The organism is Actinomycetospora corticicola, assembly GCF_013409505.1.
GTDB classification, from domain to species: domain Bacteria; phylum Actinomycetota; class Actinomycetes; order Mycobacteriales; family Pseudonocardiaceae; genus Actinomycetospora; species Actinomycetospora corticicola.
In genome coordinates, this window is record NZ_JACCBN010000001.1 from 1,080,174 (window position 1) to 1,105,336 (window position 25,163).

Below are 25,163 nucleotides of genomic sequence, written 5' to 3' on the forward strand. Positions count from 1 at the left end.
CGCTTGACGCATCAATCGAGGAGGGGACATGGAGGCCACGCTCTGGGACCGGGGCACCTTCCACGCCGAGCTCGGGCAGTGGATCGACGCCGCCCGCGTGCTCGCCGAGCTCGTCGAGGCCGAGCCGGACGCGTCCGCGGCGCGCCTGCTGCTGGCCCGCGCCTACTACCACTCCGCGCAGCTCTCGCGGGCGGAGGAGCAGGCCCGGCGGCTGGTCGCCGACCGTCCCGACGACGGGTACGCCCACCTGCTGCTCGGACGCTCGCTCCAGCGGCAGGGCCGCCACGACGAGGCGACCGGGTCGATGCGGATCGCATCCGCGCTCGGGGCGCGGTGATACCCGGTCGCTGGGCCGTGTGAGTGAACGACACGCCGACTCCGGTTGCGCCCTACTCAATGTGATCGATCCGCGTCACGCGGCTGACGTCCGTCCGTCGTCGGCCGATATCCCGCACGTCGAGCGACGGCGAGGGAGTGGGATGACGCAGGTGGGAGAGCCGTGGGTGGTGGTCCTCTCGGATCCGCAGACGGGCGGGATCGAGAGCTTCGGACCCTATTCGCGGGAGGAGGCCGAACGGCTGCGCTACTGGTGCACCGCCGAACTCGACCTCGACGAGCTCGGCGACGTGCTCGTGCTGGCCGCCCCGATGCGGGCGTGATCGCGGTGGGGGAACTGGCGCTGCGGCGCTTCGTGGTGTTCGACGAGGGGGACCGGGCGCCGGCAGGACCGGCGGAACCGCCGGCCCGGGCGCCGGAGGTCCCGGAGGACCCCGACGACGGGTGGACGGTCGCCCTGCACCACGGCGAGCGCGGGGAGTGGAGCGAGGCGGCACGGCTGCTCGGGCCCGTCGTCGAGGACGACCCCTCGACGACGATCCCGCGCATCCTGCTGGTGGAGGCGCTCATGGGGTCGGCCCAGTGGCGCCCGGCGGCCGCGCACCTGCGGGTGCTGATCGCCGAGCACCCCGCGGACGCCTACGCCCGGGACCTGCTCGAACGCTGCTCGGCTCAGCTCGGGTCCCACTCCAGGGTGGTGGTGTCGAGCGAGTCGAGCAGGTCGAACCAGGGGCCGGTGCGGGGCAGCTCGAACCGGTAGAAGTACCGGGCGGCGGCGCGCTTGCCGGTGGCGAACGCGTCGTCGCGGGAGCCGAGGACGACGAGCTGCTCCAGCCAGATCCACGCCGCGACGACGTGGCCGACGGCCTCGAGGTAGACGCTCGCGTTGGCGAGCGTGACGTCGGGGTCGCCGGTCGCGTGCAGGGTCGCGGTGGTCTTCTCGATCCGCACCAGGGCGGCCTCGAGGGCGGCGGCGTGCTCGGCGTGCTCGCCGGCCCGGTCGATCGTCGCGCGGACCGTGCCGAGCAGGAGCTCCAGCCCGGCGCCGCCGCGCATCACGGCCTTGCGACCGAGCAGGTCGATCGCCTGGATGCCGTGCGTGCCCTCGTGGATCGGGTTGAGCCGGTTGTCGCGGTAGAACTGCTCCACCGGGAAGTCGCGGGTGTAGCCCGACCCGCCGAGCACCTGGATCGCGAGGTCGTTCGCGGCGAGGCACCACTGCGACGGCCAGCTCTTCGCGATCGGGGTCAGGACGTCGAGCAGCAGCGCGGCCTGCGCCCGGGCCCCGTCGTCGGGATGGGTGTCCTTCTCGTCGACGAGGCGCGAGCAGTAGAGCCCCAGGGCCATGCCGGCCTCGGCGTAGGACTTCTGCGCGAGCAGCATCCGCCTGACGTCGGGGTGCCGTGCGATCGGGATCATCGGGGTGGAGACGTCGCGACCCCCGACCGCGCGGCCCTGCGTGCGGGTGAGCGCGTACTCCAGCGAGTGCAGGTAGCCGGTGACGCCGAGGGCGGTGGCGCCCATCCCGACGCCCACCCGGGCCTCGTTCATCATGTGGAACATGGCGGTGAGCCCGCCGTGCTCGGCGCCGACCAGCCAGCCGACGGCCCCCTCGCGCTCGCCGAAGTTCAGCAGCGTGTTGACCGTCCCGCGGTAGCCCATCTTGTGGTTCAGACCGGCGAGCGCGACGTCGTTGTGCGTCCCGTCGTCGAGGTAGCGGGGCACCGCGATCAGGCTGATGCCCTTCACCCCGGCCGGGCCGCCCGGGATCTTCGCGAGCACCAGGTGGACGATGTTGTCGGTCAGCTCGTGCTCGCCGCCCGAGATCCACATCTTGGTGCCGATCACGCGGTAGGAGCCGTCGTCCTGCGGCTCCGCGCGGGTCGTGATGTCGGCCAGCGACGACCCGGCCTGCGGCTCGGAGAGGCACATCGTCCCGGAGGTGCGGCCCTCCAGCATGCCCGGCACCCACGCCTCGACCTGCTCCGGCGTGCCGTGCGCGAGGAGCAGGTTGACCGCCGCCGTCGTCAGGAACGGGTAGGAGGCCGTGCCGATGTTGGCGGCCTGGAACCAGGCCAGGGCCGCGCGGGCGACGGTGAACGGCAGCCCGGTCCCGCCGTGCTCGGCCGGGACGGACGCGGCGATGAACCCGGCCTCGGCGAACGCCTCGATCGCCTCCCTGACCCCGTCCACGAGGACGACGCGGCCGTCCGGGCCCTGGTGGGGCTCGGCGAGGTCGGCGGCCCGGTTGTGGGGCTCGAAGCGCTCCGTGGCGATCTGCTCGGCGAGGTCGAGGACGGCGTCGATCGTCTCGCGGTCGTGCTCGGCGAACGGTGCGCGATCGAGCAGGTCGCCGACGCGCAGCCAGTCGTGGAGGAGGAAGTCCAGGTCGGCGCGGTCGAGGATCCGGGAGGTCACCGGTCCATCATGCGCCAGCGTCCGGCCCACCGCCTTGATCATTCTCCGGTCGCGGTTCCTGGCGGCCAGGCCCGGGATCCGCGACCTCTACAAGATCTTGGGAGCCGTACGCGCCTCCCTGTCGTCCGAGCAGATGTGAAGGTCCAACGTCTGCTCGCGTCCAACCACGGCGTCATCAGCCTCGCCCAGGCCCGCCGCTGCGGGCTCAGCGACGACCAGATCGCGCGGAAGGTGGCCTCGGGGGAGTGGATCCGGCGCGCCCCGGGCGTGTACTTCGCGATCGCCTGGGCGTGGACCCCGGCCGCGCGGGTGCGGGTCGCCGCGGAATGGGTCCGGCCGACGGGAGCGCTGGCGGGTCCGACCGCGGCGTGGTGGCTCGGGCTCGACATCGAGTCGCCCACGCCGATCAGCGTGGTGGTGCCGAGAGCGTCCTCCCGGCGCCCGCCCGGCGGGGTGCACATGACCCGCCGCGACCTCAGGGGCGACCGCGTCGAGCACCGCGGGTTGTGGGTGGTGGCCCGGGCGCTGGCGGTGCTGGACGCGGCGGTCGCACTGGGCCCGCAGGGGCAGGCGTTCCTGGACCGGGCGTTGCAGCAGAAGCACGTCACGCTCGAGGAACTGCGCGCCATGCAGGCACGGCACCTGGGGCGGCGCGGGTCGCGGACCGCCCACGAGTTGCTGGTGCGGGCGGGGGACCGGGCCGCGTCCGCGGTCGAGCGGCGCACCGTGGCACTGCTGCGCGGCGCGGCGATCGACGGCTGGGAGGTGAACGTCGAGGTGGTGCTCGCCGACGGCCGGACCGTCGTGCTCGACCTCGGTTTCCTCGAGCTCAGGATCGCCCTCGAGGTCGACGGGTGGGCCTTCCACACGGACCCGTCCCGCTTCGTCGAGGATCGGGCCCGGAAGCGGGCGCTGGTCGCCGACGGGTGGCTGGTCGTCGAGGTGACGTGGGACGACCTGGTCCGCCGGCCCGAGAAGGTGCTCCACGAGCTGCGTCGCATCATCGCCCTGCGCACCGTCGCTCCATGATCACCAGGATGTCGCGGATCCCGACGGCGAGGCCGGGAATCCGCGACGTCCCGGTGATCTTGGAGCGGCGCCTACCGGCCCGCCCCGAGCCAGGCGCACGCCAGCAGCGCCAGCTCCACGTCGAGGCGGTCGCCGTCGACGGGGCGTCCGCGGATCTCCTTCGCCCGGCGGACCCGGTACTTCACCGTCGACGGGTGCACGCCGAGCTGGCTCGCGGTGGCCGCGTTGCTGCCGCCGGTGGCGAGGAAGACCCGGAGCGTCTCGCGCAGGCGCGCGCACGTCGCCCCGGGTTCGGCGAGCGGGCCGAGCACCCGTCGCACCCACGCTGTGGCCCCGTCGAGGTCGGCGCAGAGCAGGGCGACCGCCCCGACCTCGTCGAACAGGGTCACCGCCGGCGCCTCCTCGCCGGCCGCGAGCGTCACCGCGCGGGCCCGCAGCGCCTGCTCGTGCGTCACGCGGAACCCCTCGACGTCCGCGGCCGGGGCCCCGCACGCCACCCGGACCGGCTCGCCGCCGCGGCGCACCACGGCCGCCACCGTCTCCCGCGACACCTCGACGACGCCGGGCAGCCACACCCACGCGCTCGTCGTGTCCCAGGGGACGACGAGGGCCCGTCCCTGGGCGTCGAGCGCGAGCGCCAGGGCGTCGGCGCAGCGCTCGAGCGCGACCAGCGCCGGACCCGCCGTCGGAGGCTCGTCGAGCCAGAGGACCAACCCGAGGTGCTCCCGCCCGAAGCGGTAGCCCAGGACGGACTCGACGGCGAGGCGTTCGTCGGCACCGTGCGGGCCCCGGCGGTCGAGCACGTCGCGGATGCGGGCGACCCGGATCGCGTGCCGGTTCTCCAGCCAGCGGTCCCGCTCCGCCTCGTACACGGCGACGACGTGCTGCGAGACGTGGTCGACGTACTCGAAGACGGTCAGCACCACGTGCTGGGACACCGCGGCGACCGCGTCCCGCTCCACGGCGGCCTCGACACAGGTGAACGCCCACTCCATGAGGTGGGCCTGCCCGAGCCGGTACGCGCGGACCAGCGCGTTCACCGGCACCCCGCGCTGCGCGAGCCGCCGGGCGTACTCGACGGCGGCCGGGGGCGCCTCCACCTCGCGGGGCGGCAGGTCGTGCGCGAGCACGTGCAGGATCGTCTCGACGTTGCCGCCGACGCTCGCGCCGAGCAGGTCGATCAGGCCGGGGTCGCCGCGCAGCTCGTCGATGCGGGCGGCGAGCAGGTCGCGGATCGCGTCCGAGATCTCGTCCCGGTGGCGCGCGAGACCGGCGGCGACCGCGGCGACCGCGGAGGACCCGTCGTCGGGACGGGGCAGCGTGCCGTGGAGCTCCCGCACCTGACCACCGTCCCCTGTGACGCCCGCCACCCGACGGTAGCCGCCACGGGGCGGACGAACCAGCGCGCGCGGTTCGTCCCCGCGGGACGAAGCGTCGTGCTGTGTCCTGGGTCACGGTGGAGGTCCCGACGAGACGAGGAGATTCCGTGCCCCTGCACCCCGAGGCCCAGGCCCTGCTGGACGCACTGGCCGAGATGGGCAGCCCGCCGTTCGAGTGCATGACCGTGCCGCAGGCCCGGCAGGCCACGGCCGCGTTCCTGGACCTGCAGCCCCCGGCGGAGGAGGTCGGGACGGTCTCGGACCGGGCGATCCCCGGCCCGGGCGGCGACATCCCGGTGCGGATCTACGTGCCGTCGGGGGAGAAGGTCCGCGGCGTCCTGCTCTACTTCCACGGCGGCGGCTGGGTGATCGGCGACCTCGAGACCGTCGACCGGCCGTGCCGCAGCATCGCCAACGCCGCCGACGTGGTGGTCGTGTCGGTGGACTACCGCCTCGCGCCGGAGCACCGTCAGCCCGCGGCGTTCGAGGACTGCTACGCCGCGACCACCTGGGTCGCCGAGCACGCCGAGGAGCTGAACGTCGACCCCTCGCGGCTCGCCGTCGGCGGCGATTCCGCCGGTGGGCACCTCGCCGCGGCCGTCTCCCTGCACGCCCGCGACCACGGCGGCCCCGCGATCGCCTTCCAGTTGCTGATCTACCCGGTGACCGACTTCGCGTTCACCACCCCGTCGCACGCCGAGAACGGCGAGGGCTACCTGCTGCAGCGCGCGACGATGCAGTGGTTCTGGGCGCACTACCTGGGCGCGACCGACCCGGACAAGGACCAGACCGTCTTCCCCGCCCGCGCCGCGACCTTCGCCGACCTGCCGCCCGCCTTCGTCGCGACCGCCGAGTTCGACCCGCTGCGCGACGAGGGCGAGGCCTACGCCGAGTCGCTGCGCGCGGCCGGCGTCGAGGTCACCAGCACCCGGTACGACGGCATGATCCACGGCTTCCTCTGGACCCTCGGCGCCACGCCGTCGGGCGCCCGGATGGTCGACGACGGTGTGGCCGCCCTGCGTTCAGCCCTGGAGAGGTGAGCACGATGACCGTGACCGAGACCCGTCCCGAGACCACCGGCACCGGGGGAGTCGAGCACGTCGACGTCCTCGTCGTCGGGGCCGGCGTCGCCGGCATCGGCGCCGGACACCACCTGCGCGAGAACTTCCCGGAGCGCAGCTTCCTCATCCTCGACGCGCACCCCGACCGCGGCGGGACGTGGTGGACCCACCGGTACCCGGGCGCCCGCTCGGACTCCGACCTGTTCACCTACGGCTACCGGCACAAGCCGTGGCGCGGCCCGTCGATCGCCGCGTCGGGGGAGATCCTCAGCTACCTGGACGAGGTGATCGAGGAGGACCACCTCGCCGAGCGCATCCGCTACCAGCACCGGGTCGTGTCCACGAGCTGGTCGTCCGACGACGCCCGCTGGACCGTCGAGGTGCACCGCGAGGACACCGGCGAGACCGTGCGGCTGAGCTGCAGCTTCCTCTGGATGTGCCAGGGCTACTACAAGCACGACGAGCCCTACACGCCGGAGTTCCCCGGTCGCGAGCGGTTCACGGGCCCGGTGCTGCACCCGCAGAGCTGGCCCGAGGACCTGGACTGGACCGGGAAGAAGGTCGTCATCATCGGGTCCGGGGCCACCGCGGCGACGGTGGTGCCGGCGATGGCGGAGACGGCCGAGCACGTGACGATGCTGCAGCGCACGCCGACGTTCATGATCGCGGCGCCGAAGACCCACGAGCTCGCGATCCAGCTCCGGGCGCTCGACATCCCGGAGGAGTGGACCTTCGAGATCCTGCGGCGGACCTACATCGAGCAGTTCAACGAGCTGACCCGCCTGTCGCACGATGACCCGGACGCGGCCCGGCAGTACCTGCTCGACGAGATGCGTCCGCACCTGCCCGAGGGCTTCGACATCGAGAAGCACTTCAGCCCGAGCTACCGCCCGTGGCAGCAGCGGATCGCCCTGCTCCCGGACGGCGACATGTTCGCGTCGATCAAGGAGGGCCGGGCCTCGGTGGTCACCGACACCATCGAGACGTTCACCGAGACCGGCATCCAGCTCTCCTCGGGGGAGGTGCTCGAGGCCGACATCATCGTCTCGGCCACCGGCTTCAACCTGTCCTGCTTCGGCGACGTCGCGTTCTCCGTGGACGGGGAGCCGGTGGACTTCTCGGAACGGGTCACCTGGCGCGGGATCATGATCGACGGCGTGCCGAACATGGCCTTCGTCTTCGGCTACTTCCGGCACTCGTGGACGCTGCGGGCGGACCTCATCTCCGACCTGGTGACCCGCCTGCTGCAGCACATGGACTCGCTCGGGGTGCGCTCGGTGACCCCGGTGGCCGGTCCGGACGTCGAGCTGCGGCCCTGGTCGGACCCGGAGAACTTCAACCCCGGGTACGTCATGCGCTCGCAGGACAAGATGTTCAAGCAGGGCGACCGCGCCCCGTGGACCCACATGCACGAGTTCGCCGAGGAGCGGCACACGCTGCCCGCGGCCGATCTCGACGACGGGTCGCTCAAGTACGACTAGCTCGACGCCCAGAGCACGAGCCCGGCCAGCACGAGGCTCGTCGCGAGGGTGAGCCAGCCGCCGAGGGCGTGGGCCAGGGCGCCCCACCCTCCGCGGCGGGCGCCGAGCGCCGCGACGACCACGGAGCCGAGCACCCCCAGCGCGATCACCACGAGGGCGACGAGTTGGGGGAGCCCGGTGCACAGCAGCGCGGCGCTGCTCGCGGTGCACGAGTCCGCCGCCACCGCGATCGGCAGCAGCGCGACCATCCCGACGAGCCCGCCCGCGGCGAGGAGCACGGCCGCGTGCACGGCGGCGAGGGTCACGACGGCGGGGCGGGGCCGGGTCTCGAGCAGCATGGTCGGGACCCTGCTCGCGCCGACTCGTCGTCGGGACCGGGGAACTACTCAGGCACCCCGGTAGCGCGGCGGCCGCTTCTCCGCGAACGCCGCCGGGCCCTCCACGGCGTCGTCGGTGCGCATCACGCCGAGGAACGCGGTGTGCTCGCGCGCCATCGCCGTCTCGTGGTCCAACCCGAGCCCGTCGAGGACGCGCTCCCGGGCCGCCCGGACCGCGAGCGGACCCTTCGCCGCGATCGACCGGGCCAACGCGCAGGCGGCCGGCACGAGCTCGGCGGGCTCCACGACGCGGTTGACCAGCCCGGAGCGGTACGCCTCGGCGGCGTCGATCGGCTCGCCGGAGAGGATCATCTCCATCGCGAGGCCCAGCGGCACGGCCCGCGGCAGCCGCACGGTGCCGCCGGCGCCCGGGATGATCGCCCACTTCGTCTCGGCGAGCCCGAAGGTCGCGTTCGGCGAGCACAGTCGGATGTCGCAGGCCAGCGCCATCTCCAGCCCGCCCGCGAGGGCGTGCCCGTTGACGGCCGCGATCAGGGGCTTGTCCCGGGTCGTCGCGGTGAAGCCGCCGAAGTTCCAGGGCGGGTCCTCCCCGGCGCGGACCGCCTCGCGGTAGGCCGGGATCAGTGTCTTGAGGTCGGCGCCCGCGGAGAACGTGGTGTCCCCGGCGCCGGTCAGCACCGCGACGAGCCGGGTGTCGTCGGCCTCGAAGTCGGCCACCGCGGCGCCGAGGTCGCGCTGGTGGTCCGGGTCGAGGGCGTTGCGCGCCTCCGGACGGTCGATGGTGATGACGACGACGCGGTCGTCCTCGGGATCGGTCGCGACGCGGATCGGCACGGTCGGAGAGCTTCGCGGAGGGCGGCCGCCGGTTCAACGTCTACGGTTGTGTGCGATCGACTGGGGTGCGATGGTGGTGTGGATCACCACACGACTCGTGACGGGGGCCACCACCACATGAGCAGCACCTCACTCTTCGAGCGTCTCGGCGGGACCTACGCGATCGCGGGCGCCGTCGACGTCCTGGTCGACCGCCTCTTCGAGAACGCCGGGGTCATCGCGAACCCGGCCGTCGCCGAGCACCACGTCGCGGCCAACGGGCCCGGCTACAAGTTCCTCGTCACGGCCTGGTCGATCGAGGCGGCGGGCGGGCCGAAGTGCTACCCGGGGCTCGACATGATCGCGGCGCACACGAAGCTGCACATCACCGACGAGCAGTTCAACGCCGTGTACTACGAGATCGAGGCGACCCTGCGCTTCCTCGGCGTCCCGGAGCCCGAGACGAAGGAGTTCATGGCGATCATCGAGCACTACCGGCCCGAGGTGACCCAGCAGCAGAAGGTCGAGCAGGCCGGGACGCTGGAGCCCGCCGTCGCATGATCTCCGCGTGAGCGAGGAGTCGCTCGACGTCGACCTGCAGCGGGCGTCGGCCGCCTGGCCCCGCCCGCTGCGGGTCGACCTCGTCGACCCCGACCCCGCCTGGCCCGAGGAGGCCGGGCGCTGGAGCGTGCGGCTCGGTCTGCCGGTGCACCACGTCGGCGCGACCGCCGTGCCCGGCCTCCCCGCGGTCCCGCAGATCGACCTGCTGGTCCTCCTCGACGATCCCGACGACGAGGCGGTGCACGTCGCGCTCGAGGCGCGCGACCTCGTCGATCGCGGCGCTGGCCTCTGGCGCCGTCCCGCTCTTCCCGACGACGGGGCGTGCCCGACGGCCGTCGAGGTCCGCCTGCTGCGTCCCGACGACCCGGCCGCCGAGTCCGTGCTCCGGTTCCGGGACCTGCTGCGCACCGACCCCCGCGCGGCGGGCCGGTACACCGACGTCCGGCGCGGCCTCACCGGCGAGTACGCCGACCTCGGCATGTACCGCCGTGCGAAGGGGCCCGTCATCGCGGCGCTGCTGCGGGGCTGAGCGCTTCCGCGAGGTGCACAGGAGTCAGGTCCCGCGGCCACCCGGCGTGCGTGACGTGAACCTCGGCGTCGGGAGGGCGGGTCGCCTCTCCTCGAGGGTGACGTGGGGCAGGTCCCGCGGCCGCCCGGCGTGCCTGAGGCGAACCTCGCGACGGCGAGCTGACCCGCCCGGCGTCGTGCGGGTCACAGGCCGTGTGCGCGGGCCGTCAAGAGGACCCGGCGACGCGTCAACGGCGCGTCAACGTCCGGTCCACCGCCGGGCCCCCGACGCAGGGTGGCGTCCGCACGGCGGCCCGCCCCACCGAAGGGTCGCCCGGACACGGAACGGACGGCGGACGTGGCGGACCTCCTCTACGTGGGCCTGGTGATCGCGATGTTCGCGGTCCTGGTGCTCGCGGCGCGTGGGCTGGAGCGGTTGTGAGCGGGGTGGCCGGCGACGTCGTCGGCGGGCTCGTCGCGCTCGCCCTGCTGCTCTACCTGGTCGTGTCCCTGCTGCGCCCCGAGTGGTTCTGATGTCGGACACCGCAGCCGGGCTGGTGCAGGTGGTCGTCCTGCTCGTGCTCCTCGCGGCGGCGTGGCGTCCCCTGGGCGACTGGATGGCACGCGTCTACACGAGCGAGAAGCACTGGCGGGTGGAGCGCATCGTCTACCGGATCGGGCGCGTGGACCCCGACGCCGACCAGCGTGCGAGCACCTACGCGCTGGCGATCCTCGCGTTCTCCTTCGTCGGGGTGCTGCTCGTCTACCTGATCCAGCGGCTGCAGGGGTTCCTGCCGTTCGACGCCACGGCGGGCGGCGACGCCAAGGGCGCCGTGGACCCGTCGGTCGCCTTCAACACGGCGATCTCGTTCGTCACCAACACGAACTGGCAGTCGTACGTCCCCGAGACGACGATGAGCCACGTCTCGAACGCCGCCGCGCTGGCGGTGCAGAACTTCGTGTCGGCCGCGGTCGGGATGGCGGTCGCGGTCGCGCTCGTCCGCGGCTTCGTCCGCTCGCGCAGCGGCCGGATCGGCAACGCCTGGGTGGACGTCGTCCGCGGCACCGTCCGCGTGCTGCTGCCGATCGCGGCCGTGCTCGCCGTCGTGCTCGTGGCGTGCGGGGTCGTCATGAGCTTCCGCACCGGCCTCAGCCTGACGGCGGCCGACGGCAGCACCCACGCGGCCGCGATCGGCCCCGTCGCCTCGCAGGAGGCCATCAAGGAGCTGGGGACCAACGGCGGCGGCATCCTCAACGCCAACTCCGCGCACCCGTTCGAGAACCCGAACGGCGTCTCGAACCTCCTCGAGATCCTCGCGATCCTGCTCATCCCGGTCTCGTTGACCCGGACCTTCGGGCGCATGGTCGGCGACATGCGCCAGGGCGTCTCGCTCCTCGCCGTCATGACGATCCTGTGGGGCGGCATGCTCGCCGTCATCTGGGCCGCCGAGGCGCACGCCCCGGCGGTGACCGGCAGCGGGATGGAGGGCAAGGAGACCCGGTTCGGGATCCCCTCGTCGGCGTTGTTCGCCGACACCACGACCGGCACCTCGACCGGTGCGGTCAACTCGCTGCACGACTCCTACACCGCGTTCGGCGGCGGCGGGACCCTGCTCAACATGCTGTTCGGGGAGCTCAGCCCCGGCGGCGTGGGCACCGGGCTCTACTCGATCCTGGTCATCGCGATCATCGCCGTGTTCCTCGCGGGGCTCATGGTGGGCCGGACCCCGGAGTACCTCGGCAAGTCGCTGGGGCGCCGGGAGGTCACCTGCGCGGCGATCGTCGTGCTCGTGATGCCGGCCCTGGTGCTGCTCGGCACGGGGGCGGCGGTCGTCCTGCCCGGCACGTCGGACGCGCTGACCAACTCCGGCCCGCACGGCCTGTCCGAGGTGTTCTACGCGTTCGCCTCCGCGGCCAACAACAACGGCTCGGCGTTCGGCGGCCTCACCGTCACCTCGCCGTTCTTCCAGATCGCGCTGGCCGTGGCGATGCTGTTCGGCCGCCTCCTGCCGATCCTCGCCGTGATCGCCCTCGCCGGCCTGCTCTCCGCCCAGCCCCGACGGCAGGCGTCGGCCGGGACGCTGCGCACCGGCACGCCGCTCTTCGCGGGCCTGGTCACCGCGACGGTCCTGCTGGTCAGCGCCATCACCTTCCTGCCCGCCCTGGCCCTCAGCCCGATCGCCGAGGGTCTGACGGCGACCGCCTCGATCGGAGTTCCGCAGTGACCTCCTCGGTCCTCACCCCGCCCTCCGGCACGGACACCCCTCCGGAGCAGCCCCGCGGCACCGGCCGGGCCGTCCCGGCAGGCGCGTTCCGGCCCCGGGCCCTGCTCGAGGCCCTGCCCCTGGCGCTGCGGAAGTTCGACCCGCGGGTGCAACTGCGCAACCCGGTGATGTTCGTGGTGTGGGTCGGGTCGGTCGTCGTGACCGTCGCGGCGATCGTCGACCCGAGCGTGTTCGCGTGGCTGGTCGCGGTCTGGCTGTGGTTCACCGTGCTCTTCGCGAATCTCGCCGAGTCCGTCGCCGAGGGCCGCGGCAAGGCGCAGGCCGACGCGCTGCGGCGCACCCGCACCGGCACCGTGGCCCGCCGCGAGGACGGGACGGAGGTCCCGGCCACCGAGCTGCGCCCCGGCGACCGCGTGGTCGTCGAGGCCGGCATGACGATCCCCGGGGACGGCGACGTCGTCGAGGGCATCGCGACGGTGGACGAGTCCGCCATCACCGGTGAGTCCGCCCCCGTCGTCCGGGAGTCCGGCGGCGACCGGTCCGCGGTCACCGGCGGCACCACCGTCCTCTCCGACCGCATCGTCGTCGCGGTGACGGCGAAGCCGGGGGAGTCGTTCGTCGACCGGATGATCGCCCTGGTCGAGGGCGCGCAACGGCAGAAGACGCCGAACGAGATCGCCCTGTCGATCCTGCTCTCGGCGCTGACGATCGTCTTCCTGCTCGCCGTCGTGACGCTGCAGCCGATCGCGGTCTACTCGGGCTCGCCGCAGACGCTCGTCGTGCTCGTGGCCCTGCTGGTCTGCCTCATCCCGACGACCATCGGGGCGCTGCTCTCGGCCATCGGCATCGCCGGGATGGACCGGTTGGTGCAGCGCAACGTGCTCGCGACGTCCGGCCGCGCGGTCGAGGCCGCGGGCGACGTGTCGACGCTGCTGCTCGACAAGACCGGGACCATCACCTACGGCAACCGGCGCGCCACCGCCCTGCACGCGGTCGGTGTCCCCGATGGCGAGCTCGCCCGGCTCGCGCGGCTGGCCTCGCTCGCGGACGGGACCCCCGAAGGACGCTCGGTGGTGGAGCTGTGTGCGGAGCGGTTCGGGCTGCCCGCCGAGGCGTCGGCGGAGGAGGCCCGGGCAGAGTTCGTGCCCTTCTCGGCGACCACCCGCATGTCCGGGGTGGACCTGGCCGGCCCGGACGGAACCACCCTCGCCGTCCGGAAGGGGGCCGTCGCGTCGGTCCTCGCCTGGCTCGACGAGCACGGCGGGGTCGACCCGGCCGCGCAGGAGCGCGTCCGCACGATCGCCGGGGAGATCTCGGGGCGGGGCGGGACGCCGCTGGTGTCCGGGCAGGTGTCCGGCGCCACGGCCACGCTGGGCGGTGCGATCGAGCTGTCCGACGTCGTGAAGCCCGGGATCGCCGAGCGCTTCGCCGACCTGCGGGCCATGGGGATCCGCACCGTCATGGTCACCGGCGACAACCCGGTGACCGCCCGGGCGATCGGCGACCAGGCCGGGGTGGACGAGGTCCTCGCCGAGGCCACGCCGGAGGACAAGCTCGCGCTGATCCGGCGCGAGCAGCGCGGCGGGCGGCTCGTCGCGATGACGGGCGACGGCACCAACGACGCCCCCGCACTGGCGCAGGCCGACGTCGGGGTCGCGATGAACACCGGCACCACGGCGGCGAAGGAGGCCGGGTCGATGGTCGACCTGGACTCCGACCCGACGAAGCTGATCGGCATCGTCGAGGTGGGCAAGCAGCTGCTGGTCACCCGCGGGGCGCTCACGACGTTCTCGGTGGCGAACGACCTGGCCAAGTACTTCGCGATCCTGCCCGCCATGTTCGCCGCGCTCTACCCGCAGCTCGGCCTGCTCAACGTCATGGGCCTCGCGACCCCGGAGTCGGCGATCCTCTCCGCGGTCGTGTTCAACGCGCTGATCATCATCGCGCTCATCCCGCTGGCCCTGCGCGGCGTGCGCTTCCGGCCGGTGAGCTCGGAGCAGATGCTGCGGCGCAACCTGCTGATCTACGGGCTGGGCGGCGTCGTCGTGCCGTTCCTCGCGATCCCGCTCATCGACCTCGTCGTCCGGCTGATCCCGGGGATCGGGTGACCACCACATGACCAGCACTCTGGACCAGAGGTCCGACAATCTCCCCGACGCGACCGAGGAGGCGCCCCGGACCCCCGTGCTGCGGGGGCTCGTGCGCCAGCTCGGCCCGGCCCTGCGGCTGATGCTCGTCGCGACCGTCCTGCTCGGCGTCCTCTACCCCGCCGTGATCTGGGGTGTCTCGCGGCTGCCCGGGCTCGCGGGGCCGGCCGAGGGCTCCGTGTCGGCCTCCGGGTCGTCGTCCCTGATCGGGATCGACCCGGTCCCGGCGAACCCCGCCGCCGACCCGTGGTTCCACCTCCGGCCGTCGGCCTCCGCGCCGGAGTCGGCGACGGCGGGCCTCGGCCCGGCCGACCCGTCGACCTCGGGCGGCTCGAACCTCGCGACGACGGCGGGAGAGCTCGCGCAGGCGGTGGCGCAGCGGCGGGCGGCGATCGCCGCACGGGAGGGCGTGGCCCCGACGGCCGTGCCCGACGACGCGGTGACCGCCTCCGCGTCCGGGGTCGACCCCGACATCAGCCCGGCCTACGCCGCCCTGCAGGTGCCGCGGGTGGCCCGGGTGACGGGCCTGCCGGCCGCGCAGGTCGAGGCCCTCGTCGCGGACGCCACGCACGGACGCGCGCTGGGCGTGCTCGGGGAGCCGACGGTCGACACCTCGGAGCTGAACGCGGCGCTCGCGGCCACCCGACCGGGGCTCAGGTAGCCGAGGTCGTCGGGGGGTCGGGCCATGATGGACGACGTGGAGGACACGTCGACGCGGTACGACTCCCGGCCCGCCGGCCGGGAGTCGGTGCGCAGCGACCCCACCCGTGGTGAGCTGCGCATCCACCTCGGCGCCGCACCCGGCGTCGGGAAGACCTACGCCGCGCTGTGCGAGGCGCGGCGGCGGCACGCCCGGGGGACCGACGTGGTCGTCGGCCTGGTGGAGACCCACGGGCGGGCCCGGACCGCGGAGCTGCTCGAGGGGCTGGAGGTGCTGCCGCGGCGCACGGTGGTGCACCGGGGGACCGCGCTGACGGAGCTGGACGTGGACGCCGTCCTCGCGCGGGCGCCCGAGGTGGTCGTCGTCGACGAGCTGGCGCACTCCAACGCCCCGGGCAGCGTGCACGCCCGGCGCTACGAGGACGTCGAGCAGCTCCTGGCCGCCGGGATCGACGTCATCTCCACGGTGAACGTGCAGCACCTGGAGTCCCTGCACGACGTGGTGGAGCGCATCACCGGCACCCGCCAGCAGGAGACCGTGCCCGACGCGGTGGTCCGGGCCGCGGAGCAGGTCGAGCTCGTCGACATCACGCCCGAGGCGCTGCGCCGGCGCCTCGCGCACGGCAACGTCTACCCGGCCGAGCGGATCGACGCCTCGCTGGCGCACTACTTCCGCCCCGGCAACCTCATCGCGCTGCGCGAGCTGGCCCTCCTGTGGGTGGCCGACCAGGTGGACGTGGCGCTGCGCCGCTACCGGGCCGACGAGCACATCGACGAGGTGTGGGAGGCGCGGGAACGCGTGGTCGTCGCGGTCACGGGCGGCCCGGAGAGTCTCACGGTGCTGCGGCGCGCGGCCCGGATCGCGCGGCGGGCGGGCTCCGCCGACCTGCTCTGCGTGCAGGTGCTGCGCGGCGACGGCGTGGCCACGCGCGACACCGGCCGCGGGCGGGACCTCCGTCGCCTGGCGAAGGAGGTCGGGGCCTCCTTCCACACCGTGGTGGGCGACGACGTGGCCGCGGCCCTGCTCGACTTCGCCCGGGGCGCCAACGCCACCCAGCTCGTGCTCGGCACGTCCCGCCGGTCGCGGCTGGCCCGCCTGGCCGACCCCGGGATCGGTTCCCGTGCGGTCGCCGGCTCGGGGTCCATCGACGTGCACCTGGTCCCGCACGTGGAGGCCCCGGCCGGGGGCGGGACGCCCGCCGACGGCGGGTGGTGGCCGCGCCTGGCGCGGCTCCTCCGTGGGCGGCGCGCGGCCCGGGGGTGGCCCGCGGCGGTGGTGCTGCCGCTGCTGGCCTGCGGCTTCGGGTGGTCCTTCCCGCTCGTCGGGCTCTCCACCGACACCGTCGCGTTCTTCCTCGCCACGGTGATCACCGCGATCATCGGCGGTCTGGTCCCGGCGATCGTGGCGGCGCTGTTCGCGGGGGCGCTGCTCAACTACTTCTTCACCCCGCCGCTGCACTCCTTCACGATCGCCCGCTTCGAGGACCTCGTCGCGGCGACGACGATGTTGGTGATCGCCGTGCTCGTGGCCGCGGTGGTCGACCGCGCCGACCGGCGGGCGGCCCAGGCGGCACAGGCCCGGGCCGAGGCCACCCTGCTCACCACGTTCGCGCGCGTGGTCATCTCCCGCTCCGACCCGCTTCCACGGCTCCTGGAACGGGTGCGGGAGGCGTTCGGGTTCGACTCGGTCGCCGTGCTCGAACGCGGGCCGAAGTCGTCGTGGACCGTGAGCGCCCGGATGCCGGCGGTGCTGCCCGGGGACGATCCGGACCACGGAGCGGGCGACGACCGGGACGCCGGCGACCCGGCCGACGCGGACGCCGACGTGGAGATCGACGAGGGGTCCCACCTCGTCGGGCGCGGCCGCACGCTGACGGCCGCCGAGAACCGGCTGTTCGCCACCGTGGCCGGGCCCGCCCTGCTCGCCCTGCGCAACCGCCGGATCAGCGCCGAGGCGGTCGACGCGGCCCGTCGGGCGGAGGCGAGCGGGCTGCGCACGGCCCTGCTCTCCGCCGTGGGGCACGACCTGCGCACGCCGCTGTCGGCGATCAAGGCGGCGGTGTCGAGCCTGCGCGACCCGGACCTCGCGCTCGACCCGGCGGACGCCGAGGAACTGCTCGCCACCGTGGAGGAGTCCGGCGACCGGCTCGTCGCCCTCGTCGACAACCTGCTGGACTCCTCGCGGCTGGCCACCGGCGCGGTCACCCCGCACCGGACGACGGTCGGCGTCGCCGAGATCGTCGACGCCGCGGTGGCCGCGCTGCCCACCGCGGAGGTCCGGGACCGCGTGGAGATCGCGCCGCCGGTGCCCGGCGAGTCCGACGAGGTGGTCGCCGACCCGGGGCTGGCCGAGCGCATCGTGGCCAACCTCGTGGACAACGCGGTGCGCCACGGCGGGGGCGGTCCGGTGTCCCTGCGCACCAGCGCGCACGCGGACCGGGTGGAGCTGCGGGTGGTCGACCGGGGCCCCGGGATGGCCCGCGACGCGGAGCTGTTCACCGCGTTCCAGCACCTCGGCGACCACGACTCGCACGGGGCGCCGGGCGGTCTGGGTCTCGGGCTGCACGTCGCCCGGGGCTTCGCGCGCGCCATGGGCGGCACCCTCGATCCGGAGGAGACCCCGGGTGGTGGCCTGACGATGGTGCTGTCCCTGCCGCGGGCCGACGTCCCCCCGCCGGCCCGGCCGGTGGTCGCGCGGGCCGGGGGAGACGGAGCGGGGCGGAACTCCACCGGGGTGATGGCGTGAGCCGGGTCCTCGTCGTGGACGACGACCCCCACCTGCTGCGCACCCTGCGGATCAACCTCACCGCCCACGGTCACACCGTCGTCCCGGTGGCGACCGGGGCGGGCGCCCTGCGCGCGGCGGCGGACCGGCCCGCACCCGACGTCGTGGTCCTCGATCTCGGGCTGCCCGACATCCCCGGGCTCGAGGTGCTCGAGGGCATCCGCGGGTGGAGCGCGATGCCGGTGATCGTGCTGTCCGCCCGCACCGACGCCGGGGACAAGGTGGCCGCGCTGGACGGCGGCGCCGACGACTACGTCACCAAGCCGTTCGGCATGCCGGAGCTGCTCGCCCGCATCCGGGCCGCGGTCCGCCGTGCGGCGACGGTGGCGTCCGAGGGCGAGCCACGCGTCACCACGCCCGACTTCGAGGTCGACCTCGTGGCGAAGAAGGTCGTGCGGGACGGTGCCGAGGTGCACCTCTCGCCGACCGAGTGGGGCGTGCTGGAGCACCTCGTCCGGCACCCGGGGATGCTCGTCACCCAGCAACAGCTGCTGCAGGAGGTGTGGGGACCGCAGTACGGCACCGAGGGGCACTACCTGCGGGTCTACCTCGGGCACCTGCGCCGCAAGCTGGAGCCCGAGCCGTCGCGACCGCGCTATCTCGTCACCGAGCCGGGCCGCGGCTACCGGTTCGAGCCCGCGGGCTGACCGGAGCAGCGGAGGTGCACGGCCCCGGCCCGTGGCGGGACGGACCGGGAGCCGCGCGACCCGACGACCGTGCGGGGGGTGTGTCCGGTCGCCGGGGGTCGGTTCAGCCCGGCACGCGGCCGGAGTGCCGGGGGACGGCGGCCGTGCGGTCCGCAGCCGGCCAGCGCGCGCCGGTCACCCGGTCGGCCGCGTCGGAGAGCAGGAACCGCACGGCGTGGGCGGTGTCCGCCGGGTCCTGGCCCTCGCCGACCGAGTTCACCCGCACCCCGTCGTCGGCGAGCCAGCGCGCGAGGGCGGAGGCCTGGTCGCTCGCGTCGCCCACGAGCACGACGGCGGCGCGCCGCGACGCCCGCAACGGTGCCCGGGCGGCGCGCAGCACGGCGACGGTCTCGCTCTCGTCGCGGTCGACGGTCACGACGCCGTCGAGGAGGCCGCGGTCGGCGACGACCGTGGTGACCACCCGCCGGACCACGTCCGCGCACGCGTCCGGCTCCAGCGGTCGCGCCGAGACGCGACCGAGCGGACCACCGTGCCGACGCGCCGCCTCGCGGGCGGCGACGTCGTCCTCGTCCACGATCTCCACACCCGCCCCGTCGGCGACGAGTGCGTCGACGATCGCGCGTCCGGTCCCCCCGGCACCACCGACGACGAGGAAGACTCGCCCGTCCAGTTCCCCCATGGTCCTGCTCCGTTCCCGCGCGTGGAGGCACGGTCGCGATGCGTGAGCAACGGAAGGTAGCCGCCCGGCATTCGGGTGGCTATGCCGCTCACGCACGTGTTGTCCCCCTGACGCACAGCCTGCCCCACGATCGTGGAGACGGCCGCGCGGACACCGTCTTCCGGACGAACCGACCGCCGAACCGGGTCGTGTCGAGGTCGCGCCGAGTTCCTCAGGGGAAGGGCCAGCCGGACATGTTCTTGGTCCGGGCCGGCGCGAAGGTCCTCGACCTGGACGTGGACAACCCCAGCCTGACCAGGGCCTCCGCCGTCGTCACGGCGGCCGGCACGCCGTCGACGACGGGGACGCCCGTGCGTCGCGTGACCGCCTCGGCGAGGCCCGACATCCCCCCGCAGCCGAGGACGATCACCTCGGCGTGGTCGTCCCGGACCGCCGCGGCCGCCTGGGTCGCGACGGCCTCCGTCGCGCGGACCGGATCCCGCTCGAGCTCGAGGACGCCGAGGCCGCTCGCACGGACCCCGGCGCACCGGCGGTCGAGCCCCGCGAGCAGGAGGCGGTCCTCGATGAGAGGTACGGTGCGGTCGAGCGAGGTCACCACGGCGTAGCGCCGGCCCAGGAACAGCGCGGTGGTCGCGGCGGCCTCGGTGATGTCGACGACGGGGACGTCCACCGCCTCCTGCAGCGCCTCCCGGCCGTGCTCGCCGAAGCCCGCCTGCACCACCGCGTCGTAGGGCCCGGGGTGGTGCAGGACCGCGTCCAGCACCCCGACCGCGGCGAGGTGGCTCTCGACGTTGCCCTCCACCGACTCCGCGCCGAACCGCGGGGTGAGACCGACGATCTCGGTGCCGGGCGCGGCGACGGCGCGCGCCTGTACGGCCACGGCCTCGGTGACCGCAGCGGTGGTGTTGACGTTGACGACCAGGATGCGCACGGCCGCCACTGTGCTCGTCGCCGCCAGGTCGATCGTGTGAGCATCTCGTGAACGATCCGGACATCCTCCGTTCGCCGCGTCCCGTGCGACCTAGCGTCCCGGGGGAGACGACCCCGGGGGAGGACCGCGATGACCGACCAGATGAGCGCAGGTCACGACGACCTGGTGGAGGCCGCCGCCCCTCCCGTCGGGGTCGGCGCCGCGCACGAGGGCTACGACCCGCGGCTGACGAACGAGGACCTCGCGCCGCTGCGCGAGCAGACCTGGTCGTCCTACAACTTCTTCGCCTTCTGGATGAGCGACGTCCACTCGGTGGGCGGCTACATCACCGCCGGGTCGTTGTTCGCCCTCGGCCTCGCGGCGTGGCAGGTCCTGGTGGCGCTGCTCGTCGGCATCGCGATCGTCTACGTCCTCTGCAACCTCGTCGCACGGCCCTCGCAGGCCACCGGCACGCCGTACCCGGTCGTCTGCCGGTCGGCCTTCGGCGTGCTCGGCGCGAACGTCCCGGCGATCATCCGTGGTCTGATCGCGGTCGCCTGGTACGGCATCCAGACCTACCTCGCGTCGGCGTCCCTGGTGATCGTGGCCCTGAAGCTGTGGCCGGGCCTCGCCCCGTACGCCGACGACGCGACCGGGTTCACCGGTCTCTCGCTCGTCGGGTGGGTCGCCTTCGCCGTGATGTGGGTGCTGCAGGCCCTCGTCTTCTGGAAGGGCATGGAGGCCATCCGGCGCTTCATCGACTTCTGCGGTCCCGCGGTCTACGTCGTGATGTTCCTGCTCGCGGGCTACCTCGTCTGGCGGGCCGGTGGCTTCTCCGCCATCGACCTCAACCTGTCGGAGAACGTCATCGGCGGGTGGGCCGTGCTCCCGGTCATGGCGACGGCGGTCGCCCTGGTCGTCTCCTACTTCTCGGGTCCGATGCTCAACTACGGCGACTTCTCCCGCTACGGGAAGAGCTTCCGGGCGGTGAAGAAGGGCAACGTCCTCGGGCTGCCCGTGAACTTCCTCGTCTTCGCCCTCCTGGTGGTCGTCACCGCCGCCGCGACCCGGCCGGTGTTCGGAGAACTGATCGACGACCCGGTGGAGACCGTCGCCCGCCTCGACTCGACCACGGCCGTGGTGCTCGGTGCCCTCACGTTCATGATCGCCACGATCGGCATCAACATCGTGGCCAACTTCGTCTCCCCGGCGTTCGACTTCTCCAACGTCGCACCGCAGCGCATCAGCTGGCGGACCGGGGGCATGATCGCCGCCGTCGGGTCGGTGCTGCTGACGCCCTGGAACCTGTACTCGAGCCCCGAGGTCATCCACTACACGCTGGACACCCTCGGCGCGTTCATCGGGCCCCTCTACGGGGTCCTCATCGCCGACTACTTCCTGGTCAGGCGTCGGCGGATCGACGTGGACGCGCTGTACACCCTCGCCCCGGACGGGCGCTACTTCTTCCGGGGCGGGTACAACCCGGTGGCGATCGGGGCCACCGCCGTCGGTGCCGTCGGCGCGATGCTGCTGGTGCTGCTCGGCTCGTCGGACGCGGCCGCCTTCTCGTGGTTCGTCGGGGCCGGGCTCGCCTTCGTGGTGCACCTGGTGGTGAGCCGCCGGGCGGCGGTGACCGCCTGACGGGTCAGCGCCCCGGCTCGACGACCACCACCTCGCCGGGCACGGGCGCCGCGGCGAGGGCGGCGGGGGCCTCGTCCAGTCCGACACGGCGGGTGACCAGGCGGGCCGGGTCGAGCCGACCCGACGTCACGAGCTCCATCAGCGCCGGGTAGTCCGCGGCCGCCATGCCGTGGCTGCCGAGGACGGCGAGCTCGCGGGCGATCATCGCGGGGACCGGTACGACGGGGGCGGCGGTCAGCAGCCCGACCTGGACCAGCGTCCCCTGCCGCCGCAGGGCGCCCAGACCCGCCGTCAGGGACTCCGGGCGGCCGGCGGCCTCGATCGCGACGGCGAACCCGCCGTCGCCGGGCAGCTCCGCCGGGTCGAGCGCGTGGACCGCGCCGAGGGCGAGGGCACGTTCGCGGGCGGCGGGGGCCGGGTCGGCGACGACCACCTCCGCCCCGAGGAGGCCCGCGACCAGCACGGCGGCGAGGCCCACCCCGCCCGCCCCGAGGACGAGCACACGGTCCCCGGCGCGGACCCGGGCCCGGGCGACGACGGCCCGGTGGGCGGTGGCGACGCGGCACCCGAGCAGGGCCGCGCCGCCGGCGTCGAGGCCCTCCGGCAGCCCGATGAGATTGGTGTCGGCGTGGCGGAGGGCGACGTACTCGGCGAACGAGCCGTCGTGGGTGAAGCCCGGCTGGGACTGGTCCGGGCACACCTGCGCCTGCCCGGCGGCGCACTCGGCGCACCGCCCGCAGCCCTCGACGAACGGGGTGAGCACCCGGTCGCCGACCGCGACGCGCCGGACCTCCGGGCCGACGGCCACCACCCGCCCGGCCAGCTCGTGGCCCGGGACGAGGGGGAGCACCACCCCGTCGTCGTGCCCCCGCCAGGCGAAGCGGTCGCTGGCACAGAGCCCGGTCGCCTCGACCGCGACGACCACGCCGTCGGGGTCCGGGGCCGGGTCCGGTCGCTCGACGACGGCGGGCTCGGCCCCGAACTCGGTGATCACCACGGCTCGCACGCCGGACATTGTCGGGGGTCGGTGGCAGCATCACGCGCGTCGAGGAGCCCACCGTCGCGAGGAGCCGCCCGTGTCCGTCCTGTCCGCGTTCGCCGACGCGCTGCGCTCCGGAGCGGTGGAGGTCGTCGACCTCACCACGCCGCTGCAGTCCTCGACGCCGATCCTGGAGCTGCCGGAGCCGTTCGCGAACACCTCGCGCTTCCGGCTCGAGGAGCTCTCGCGCTACGACGACCGCGGGCCCGCCTGGTACTGGAACGACATCCACACGGGCGAGCACACGGGCACGCACCTCGACGCCCCCAACCACTGGGTCACCGGGCGGGACGGGCCCGACGTCTCCCAGGTGCCGATGCGGACCCTCGTCGCGCCCGTCGTCGTGATCGATCGGACCGCCGAGGTGGCCGCCGACCCCGACTTCCTGCTCGAGGTGTCCGATCTCGAGGCGTGGCAGGCCGAGCACGGTCCGCTGCCCGACGGCGGATGGCTGCTCTACCGCACCGGCTGGGAGGCCCGCGGCGGGACGCAGGAGGAGTTCGCCAACGCGGACGAGGCCGGCCCGCACACGCCGGGCGTGTCCGCGGCGTGCGCGCGCTGGATCGCCGAGGAGTCCCCGCTCGCCGGGTTCGGGGTGGAGACGGTCGGCACCGACGCCGGTGCCGCCGGCGGGTTCGACCCGCCGTTCTCCTGCCACCACTTCCTCATGGGCGCGCACAAGTGGGGCTTGACCAGCCTGCGCAACCTCGGCCGGGTCCCGACGACGGGCGCGGTGCTGGTGGTCTCCCCGCTCCCGATCGTCGGCGGTTCCGGGTCGCCCGCGCGGGTCCTGGCGCTGGTCGAGCGCGCGTGAGCACGGTCGCGGAGCAGGTGGGGACGCTGCTGGCCGACCTCGGGGTCGGGCACGCCTTCGGGGTGGTCGGCAGCGGGAACCTGCACGTCACGAACGCGCTGCGGGCCGGCGGGGTCGCCTACACCGCGGCCCGGCACGAGGGCGGGGCCGCGACGATGGCCGACGCCTACGCCCGCACCTCCGGCGAGGTCGGGGTGCTGACGGTGCACCAGGGGTGCGGGCTGACCAACGCGCTCACGGGGATCACGGAGGCCGCGAAGTCGCGCACGCCGCTGCTGGTGCTGGCCGCCGACGTCGCGGGCCACCACGTGCGGTCGAACTTCCGGGTCGACCAGGACGCCCTGGCCCGGGCGGTCGGCGCCGTGCCCGAGCGGGTGCACTCCGCGGCCTCGGCGGCGGCCGACGTCGTGCGCGCGTACGGGACCTGCCGCGACCAGCGGCGCACCGTGGTGCTGAACCTCCCGCTCGACGTCCAGGCGGCGCCCGCGGTCGACGCTCCGGTGCCCGCGCGGACGACGTGGGGACCGCCCTCGCCGGACGCGGACGCGGTGGTCGACCTCGCCGGGCTCCTCGACACCGCGGAGCGGCCGGTCTTCGTGGCGGGCCGGGGTGCGCGCGGGGCCCGCGCGGAGCTGGAGGCGCTGGCCGACCGGTGCGGCGCGCTGCTGGCCACGTCGGCGGTGGCGCACGGGCTCTTCACCGGATCGCCGTGGTCGGTCGGCATCTCCGGGGGGTTCGCCACGCCGCTGGCCGCGGAGCTGATCGCCGACGCCGACGTCGTCGTGGCCTGGGGCGCCTCGCTGACCGCGTGGACCACCCGGCACGGCGAGCTGACCGCCGGGGCCACGCTCGTGCAGGTCGACGACACCCCCGAGGCACTCGGTGCCCAACGCCCGGTCGCGCTGGGGGTGCTCGGCGACGTGGCGGCCACCGCGCGGGAGGCGCTCACCGTCACCGACGCCCAGGAGGGCTACCGCACCGCCGACGTCGCGGCGCGGCTGCGGAGCGAGGGGCGGCACGCCGCGCCCCCGGAGGTCGTGGGGGAGCGGATCGACCCGCGCGTCCTGTCCGCCGCGCTCGACGACCTCCTGCCGGCCGAACGCACCGTCGCCGTCGACTCCGGGAACTTCATGGGCTACCCGGCGGGCTACCTGCAGGTCCCCGACGAGGCGGGTTTCTGCCTCACCCAGGGGTTCCAGTCGATCGGTCTCGGCCTGTCGACGGCGATCGGCGCGGCCGTGGCGCGCCCCGACCGCGTCGCGGTCGCCGCCTGCGGGGACGGCGGGTTCCTCATGGGTGTCTCCGAGCTGGAGACCGCGGTCCGCCTCGGCCTCGGGCTCGTGGTCGTGGTGTACGACGACGCCGGGTACGGCGCCGAGTTCCACCACTTCACCGACGCCGACCAGAGCACGGTGCGCTTCCCCGACACCGACCTCGCGGCGCTGGCGCGCGGATACGGGTGCGACGGCGCGGTGGTCCGGTCGACGGCCGATCTCGCCACCCTGCGGGACTGGCTCGCCGGGCCGCGCGACCGGCCGCTGCTCCTCGACGCGAAGGTGATCGCCGACGAGCCGTCCTGGTGGCTCGCGGAGGCGTTCCGGGGCCACTGAGTGGCGCAATGAGAGGAGACGGACACGGTGCGGCGCCGCGGGGTCCGGTGGCCGAGCCCGGGTGGCCCCTGTATCAAGTTCTC

The 25,163-nt window shown here is 74.3% G+C and carries 25 protein-coding genes; 18 read left to right on the top strand and 7 right to left on the bottom strand.

What is annotated here, in order from left to right:
• The first annotated feature begins 28 nt into the window (after positions 1–28).
• The 3 genes from BJ983_RS05085 (at position 29) to BJ983_RS05095 (ending at position 1,096) form a co-directional block, all read left to right on the top strand.
• Positions 29–337 (top strand): tetratricopeptide repeat protein, encoded by a 309-nt coding sequence (locus BJ983_RS05085; RefSeq protein WP_179792822.1) that lies wholly within the window; start codon positions 29–31, stop codon positions 335–337.
• 142 nt (positions 338–479) lie between these two features.
• Complete coding sequence (locus BJ983_RS05090) at positions 480–659, top strand: hypothetical protein (RefSeq protein WP_179792823.1); 180 nt, start codon at positions 480–482, stop codon at positions 657–659.
• Positions 656–1,096, top strand: coding sequence for a tetratricopeptide repeat protein (locus BJ983_RS05095; RefSeq protein WP_179792824.1), 441 nt, complete (start codon positions 656–658; stop codon positions 1,094–1,096). Before BJ983_RS05090 ends, BJ983_RS05095 begins: the two co-directional genes overlap by 4 nt.
• Here BJ983_RS05095 and BJ983_RS05100 read toward each other — a convergent pair.
• Positions 1,009–2,754, bottom strand: coding sequence for an acyl-CoA dehydrogenase C-terminal domain-containing protein (locus BJ983_RS05100; RefSeq protein WP_179792825.1), 1,746 nt, complete (start codon positions 2,752–2,754; stop codon positions 1,009–1,011). The genes BJ983_RS05095 and BJ983_RS05100 overlap by 88 nt on opposite strands.
• A 135-nt stretch (positions 2,755–2,889) precedes the next feature.
• Between BJ983_RS05100 and BJ983_RS05105 the strand changes: the two genes are divergently transcribed.
• Entirely contained in the window at positions 2,890–3,783 is an 894-nt protein-coding gene (locus BJ983_RS05105) for a type IV toxin-antitoxin system AbiEi family antitoxin domain-containing protein (RefSeq protein ID WP_179792826.1), read from the top strand.
• 71 nt (positions 3,784–3,854) lie between these two features.
• Here BJ983_RS05105 and BJ983_RS05110 read toward each other — a convergent pair whose 3' ends face one another.
• Positions 3,855–5,123 carry an RsbRD N-terminal domain-containing protein gene (locus BJ983_RS05110; RefSeq protein ID WP_179792827.1) on the bottom strand — a complete coding sequence of 423 codons (1,269 nt, stop codon included), beginning with the start codon at positions 5,121–5,123 and terminating at the stop codon, positions 3,855–3,857.
• Between the two features lie 146 nt (positions 5,124–5,269).
• Between BJ983_RS05110 and BJ983_RS05115 the strand changes: the two genes are divergently transcribed.
• On the top strand, positions 5,270–6,202 hold the full coding sequence (locus BJ983_RS05115; RefSeq protein ID WP_179792828.1) for an alpha/beta hydrolase fold domain-containing protein: 933 nt from the start codon (positions 5,270–5,272) through the stop codon (positions 6,200–6,202).
• A 5-nt stretch (positions 6,203–6,207) separates the two neighbouring features.
• On the top strand, positions 6,208–7,704 hold the full coding sequence (locus BJ983_RS05120) for a flavin-containing monooxygenase (protein WP_179792829.1): 1,497 nt from the start codon (positions 6,208–6,210) through the stop codon (positions 7,702–7,704).
• Here BJ983_RS05120 and BJ983_RS05125 read toward each other — a convergent pair.
• Complete coding sequence (locus tag BJ983_RS05125) at positions 7,701–8,042, bottom strand: hypothetical protein (RefSeq protein WP_179792830.1); 342 nt, start codon at positions 8,040–8,042, stop codon at positions 7,701–7,703. The genes BJ983_RS05120 and BJ983_RS05125 overlap by 4 nt on opposite strands.
• Positions 8,043–8,090: 48 nt before the next feature.
• Positions 8,091–8,876, bottom strand: coding sequence for an enoyl-CoA hydratase-related protein (locus tag BJ983_RS05130; RefSeq protein WP_179792831.1), 786 nt, complete (start codon positions 8,874–8,876; stop codon positions 8,091–8,093).
• A 117-nt stretch (positions 8,877–8,993) separates the two neighbouring features.
• Between BJ983_RS05130 and BJ983_RS05135 the strand changes: the two genes are divergently transcribed.
• The 9 genes from BJ983_RS05135 to BJ983_RS05175 all read left to right on the top strand — a co-directional run bounded on the left by BJ983_RS05135 (position 8,994) and on the right by BJ983_RS05175 (position 18,387).
• Complete coding sequence (locus BJ983_RS05135; RefSeq protein WP_179792832.1) at positions 8,994–9,416, top strand: group I truncated hemoglobin; 423 nt, start codon at positions 8,994–8,996, stop codon at positions 9,414–9,416.
• A 7-nt stretch (positions 9,417–9,423) separates the two neighbouring features.
• Entirely contained in the window at positions 9,424–9,945 is a 522-nt protein-coding gene (locus tag BJ983_RS05140) for a GrpB family protein (protein WP_179792833.1), read from the top strand.
• A 273-nt stretch (positions 9,946–10,218) separates the two neighbouring features.
• Positions 10,219–10,365 carry a hypothetical protein gene (locus BJ983_RS30500; protein WP_179792834.1) on the top strand — a complete coding sequence of 49 codons (147 nt, stop codon included), beginning with the start codon at positions 10,219–10,221 and terminating at the stop codon, positions 10,363–10,365.
• Positions 10,362–10,457: a K(+)-transporting ATPase subunit F gene (gene kdpF / locus BJ983_RS32105; protein ID WP_179792835.1), complete on the top strand. Its 96-nt coding sequence runs from the start codon at positions 10,362–10,364 to the stop codon at positions 10,455–10,457. Before BJ983_RS30500 ends, kdpF begins: the two co-directional genes overlap by 4 nt.
• A complete protein-coding gene (gene kdpA, locus BJ983_RS05155) occupies positions 10,457–12,148 on the top strand; it encodes a potassium-transporting ATPase subunit KdpA (protein WP_179792836.1) in 1,692 nt (563 codons plus the stop codon). Before kdpF ends, kdpA begins: the two co-directional genes overlap by 1 nt.
• Positions 12,145–14,256: a potassium-transporting ATPase subunit KdpB gene (gene kdpB / locus BJ983_RS05160; protein ID WP_179792837.1), complete on the top strand. Its 2,112-nt coding sequence runs from the start codon at positions 12,145–12,147 to the stop codon at positions 14,254–14,256. The genes kdpA and kdpB overlap by 4 nt, the downstream gene beginning before the upstream one ends.
• Before the next feature lie 7 nt (positions 14,257–14,263).
• Positions 14,264–14,956 (top strand): potassium-transporting ATPase subunit C, encoded by a 693-nt coding sequence (locus tag BJ983_RS05165; protein WP_179792838.1) that lies wholly within the window; start codon positions 14,264–14,266, stop codon positions 14,954–14,956.
• A 27-nt stretch (positions 14,957–14,983) separates the two neighbouring features.
• A complete protein-coding gene (locus tag BJ983_RS05170) occupies positions 14,984–17,701 on the top strand; it encodes a sensor histidine kinase (protein WP_179797366.1) in 2,718 nt (905 codons plus the stop codon).
• The gene (locus BJ983_RS05175; RefSeq protein ID WP_179792839.1) at positions 17,698–18,387 is read left to right on the top strand and encodes a response regulator; all 690 of its coding nucleotides are present in this window, start codon (positions 17,698–17,700) and stop codon (positions 18,385–18,387) included. Before BJ983_RS05170 ends, BJ983_RS05175 begins: the two co-directional genes overlap by 4 nt.
• Positions 18,388–18,490: 103 nt before the next feature.
• On the opposite strand, the gene BJ983_RS05180 is transcribed toward BJ983_RS05175, so the two are convergent.
• The gene (locus BJ983_RS05180; RefSeq protein WP_179792840.1) at positions 18,491–19,066 is read right to left on the bottom strand and encodes a Rossmann-fold NAD(P)-binding domain-containing protein; all 576 of its coding nucleotides are present in this window, start codon (positions 19,064–19,066) and stop codon (positions 18,491–18,493) included.
• A gap of 211 nt (positions 19,067–19,277) precedes the next feature.
• Positions 19,278–19,997, bottom strand: a complete 720-nt coding sequence (locus BJ983_RS05185) for an aspartate/glutamate racemase family protein (protein WP_179792841.1) — start codon at positions 19,995–19,997, stop codon at positions 19,278–19,280.
• Positions 19,998–20,126: 129 nt separating this feature from the next.
• Here BJ983_RS05185 and BJ983_RS05190 point away from each other — a divergent pair, with 129 nt between their 5' ends.
• Complete coding sequence (locus BJ983_RS05190) at positions 20,127–21,617, top strand: NCS1 family nucleobase:cation symporter-1 (RefSeq protein WP_179792842.1); 1,491 nt, start codon at positions 20,127–20,129, stop codon at positions 21,615–21,617.
• 4 nt (positions 21,618–21,621) lie between these two features.
• Here the strand turns inward: BJ983_RS05190 and BJ983_RS05195 are convergent, their stop codons facing one another.
• Positions 21,622–22,632 carry an alcohol dehydrogenase catalytic domain-containing protein gene (locus BJ983_RS05195; protein WP_179792843.1) on the bottom strand — a complete coding sequence of 337 codons (1,011 nt, stop codon included), beginning with the start codon at positions 22,630–22,632 and terminating at the stop codon, positions 21,622–21,624.
• A 61-nt stretch (positions 22,633–22,693) separates the two neighbouring features.
• Between BJ983_RS05195 and BJ983_RS05200 the strand changes: the two genes are divergently transcribed.
• Together BJ983_RS05200 and BJ983_RS05205 are read left to right on the top strand one after the other, a co-directional pair.
• On the top strand, positions 22,694–23,470 hold the full coding sequence (locus BJ983_RS05200; protein ID WP_179792844.1) for a cyclase family protein: 777 nt from the start codon (positions 22,694–22,696) through the stop codon (positions 23,468–23,470).
• Positions 23,467–25,080 (top strand): thiamine pyrophosphate-binding protein, encoded by a 1,614-nt coding sequence (locus tag BJ983_RS05205; RefSeq protein WP_179792845.1) that lies wholly within the window; start codon positions 23,467–23,469, stop codon positions 25,078–25,080. Before BJ983_RS05200 ends, BJ983_RS05205 begins: the two co-directional genes overlap by 4 nt.
• The last annotated feature ends 83 nt before the right edge of the window (positions 25,081–25,163 follow it).

Coding starts and splice junctions, on each gene's coding strand:
- BJ983_RS05085 (WP_179792822.1), top strand. CDS start 29: ATGGAGGCCACGCTCTGGGACCGGGGCACCTTCCACGCCGAGCTCGGG.
- BJ983_RS05090 (WP_179792823.1), top strand. CDS start 480: ATGACGCAGGTGGGAGAGCCGTGGGTGGTGGTCCTCTCGGATCCGCAG.
- BJ983_RS05120 (WP_179792829.1), top strand. CDS start 6,208: ATGACCGTGACCGAGACCCGTCCCGAGACCACCGGCACCGGGGGAGTC.
- BJ983_RS05125 (WP_179792830.1), bottom strand. CDS start 8,042: ATGCTGCTCGAGACCCGGCCCCGCCCCGCCGTCGTGACCCTCGCCGCC.
- BJ983_RS05135 (WP_179792832.1), top strand. CDS start 8,994: ATGAGCAGCACCTCACTCTTCGAGCGTCTCGGCGGGACCTACGCGATC.
- kdpA (WP_179792836.1), top strand. CDS start 10,457: ATGTCGGACACCGCAGCCGGGCTGGTGCAGGTGGTCGTCCTGCTCGTG.
- BJ983_RS05165 (WP_179792838.1), top strand. CDS start 14,264: ATGACCAGCACTCTGGACCAGAGGTCCGACAATCTCCCCGACGCGACC.
- BJ983_RS05170 (WP_179797366.1), top strand. CDS start 14,984: ATGGACGACGTGGAGGACACGTCGACGCGGTACGACTCCCGGCCCGCC.
- BJ983_RS05180 (WP_179792840.1), bottom strand. CDS start 19,066: ATGGGGGAACTGGACGGGCGAGTCTTCCTCGTCGTCGGTGGTGCCGGG.
- BJ983_RS05190 (WP_179792842.1), top strand. CDS start 20,127: ATGACCGACCAGATGAGCGCAGGTCACGACGACCTGGTGGAGGCCGCC.
- BJ983_RS05195 (WP_179792843.1), bottom strand. CDS start 22,632: ATGTCCGGCGTGCGAGCCGTGGTGATCACCGAGTTCGGGGCCGAGCCC.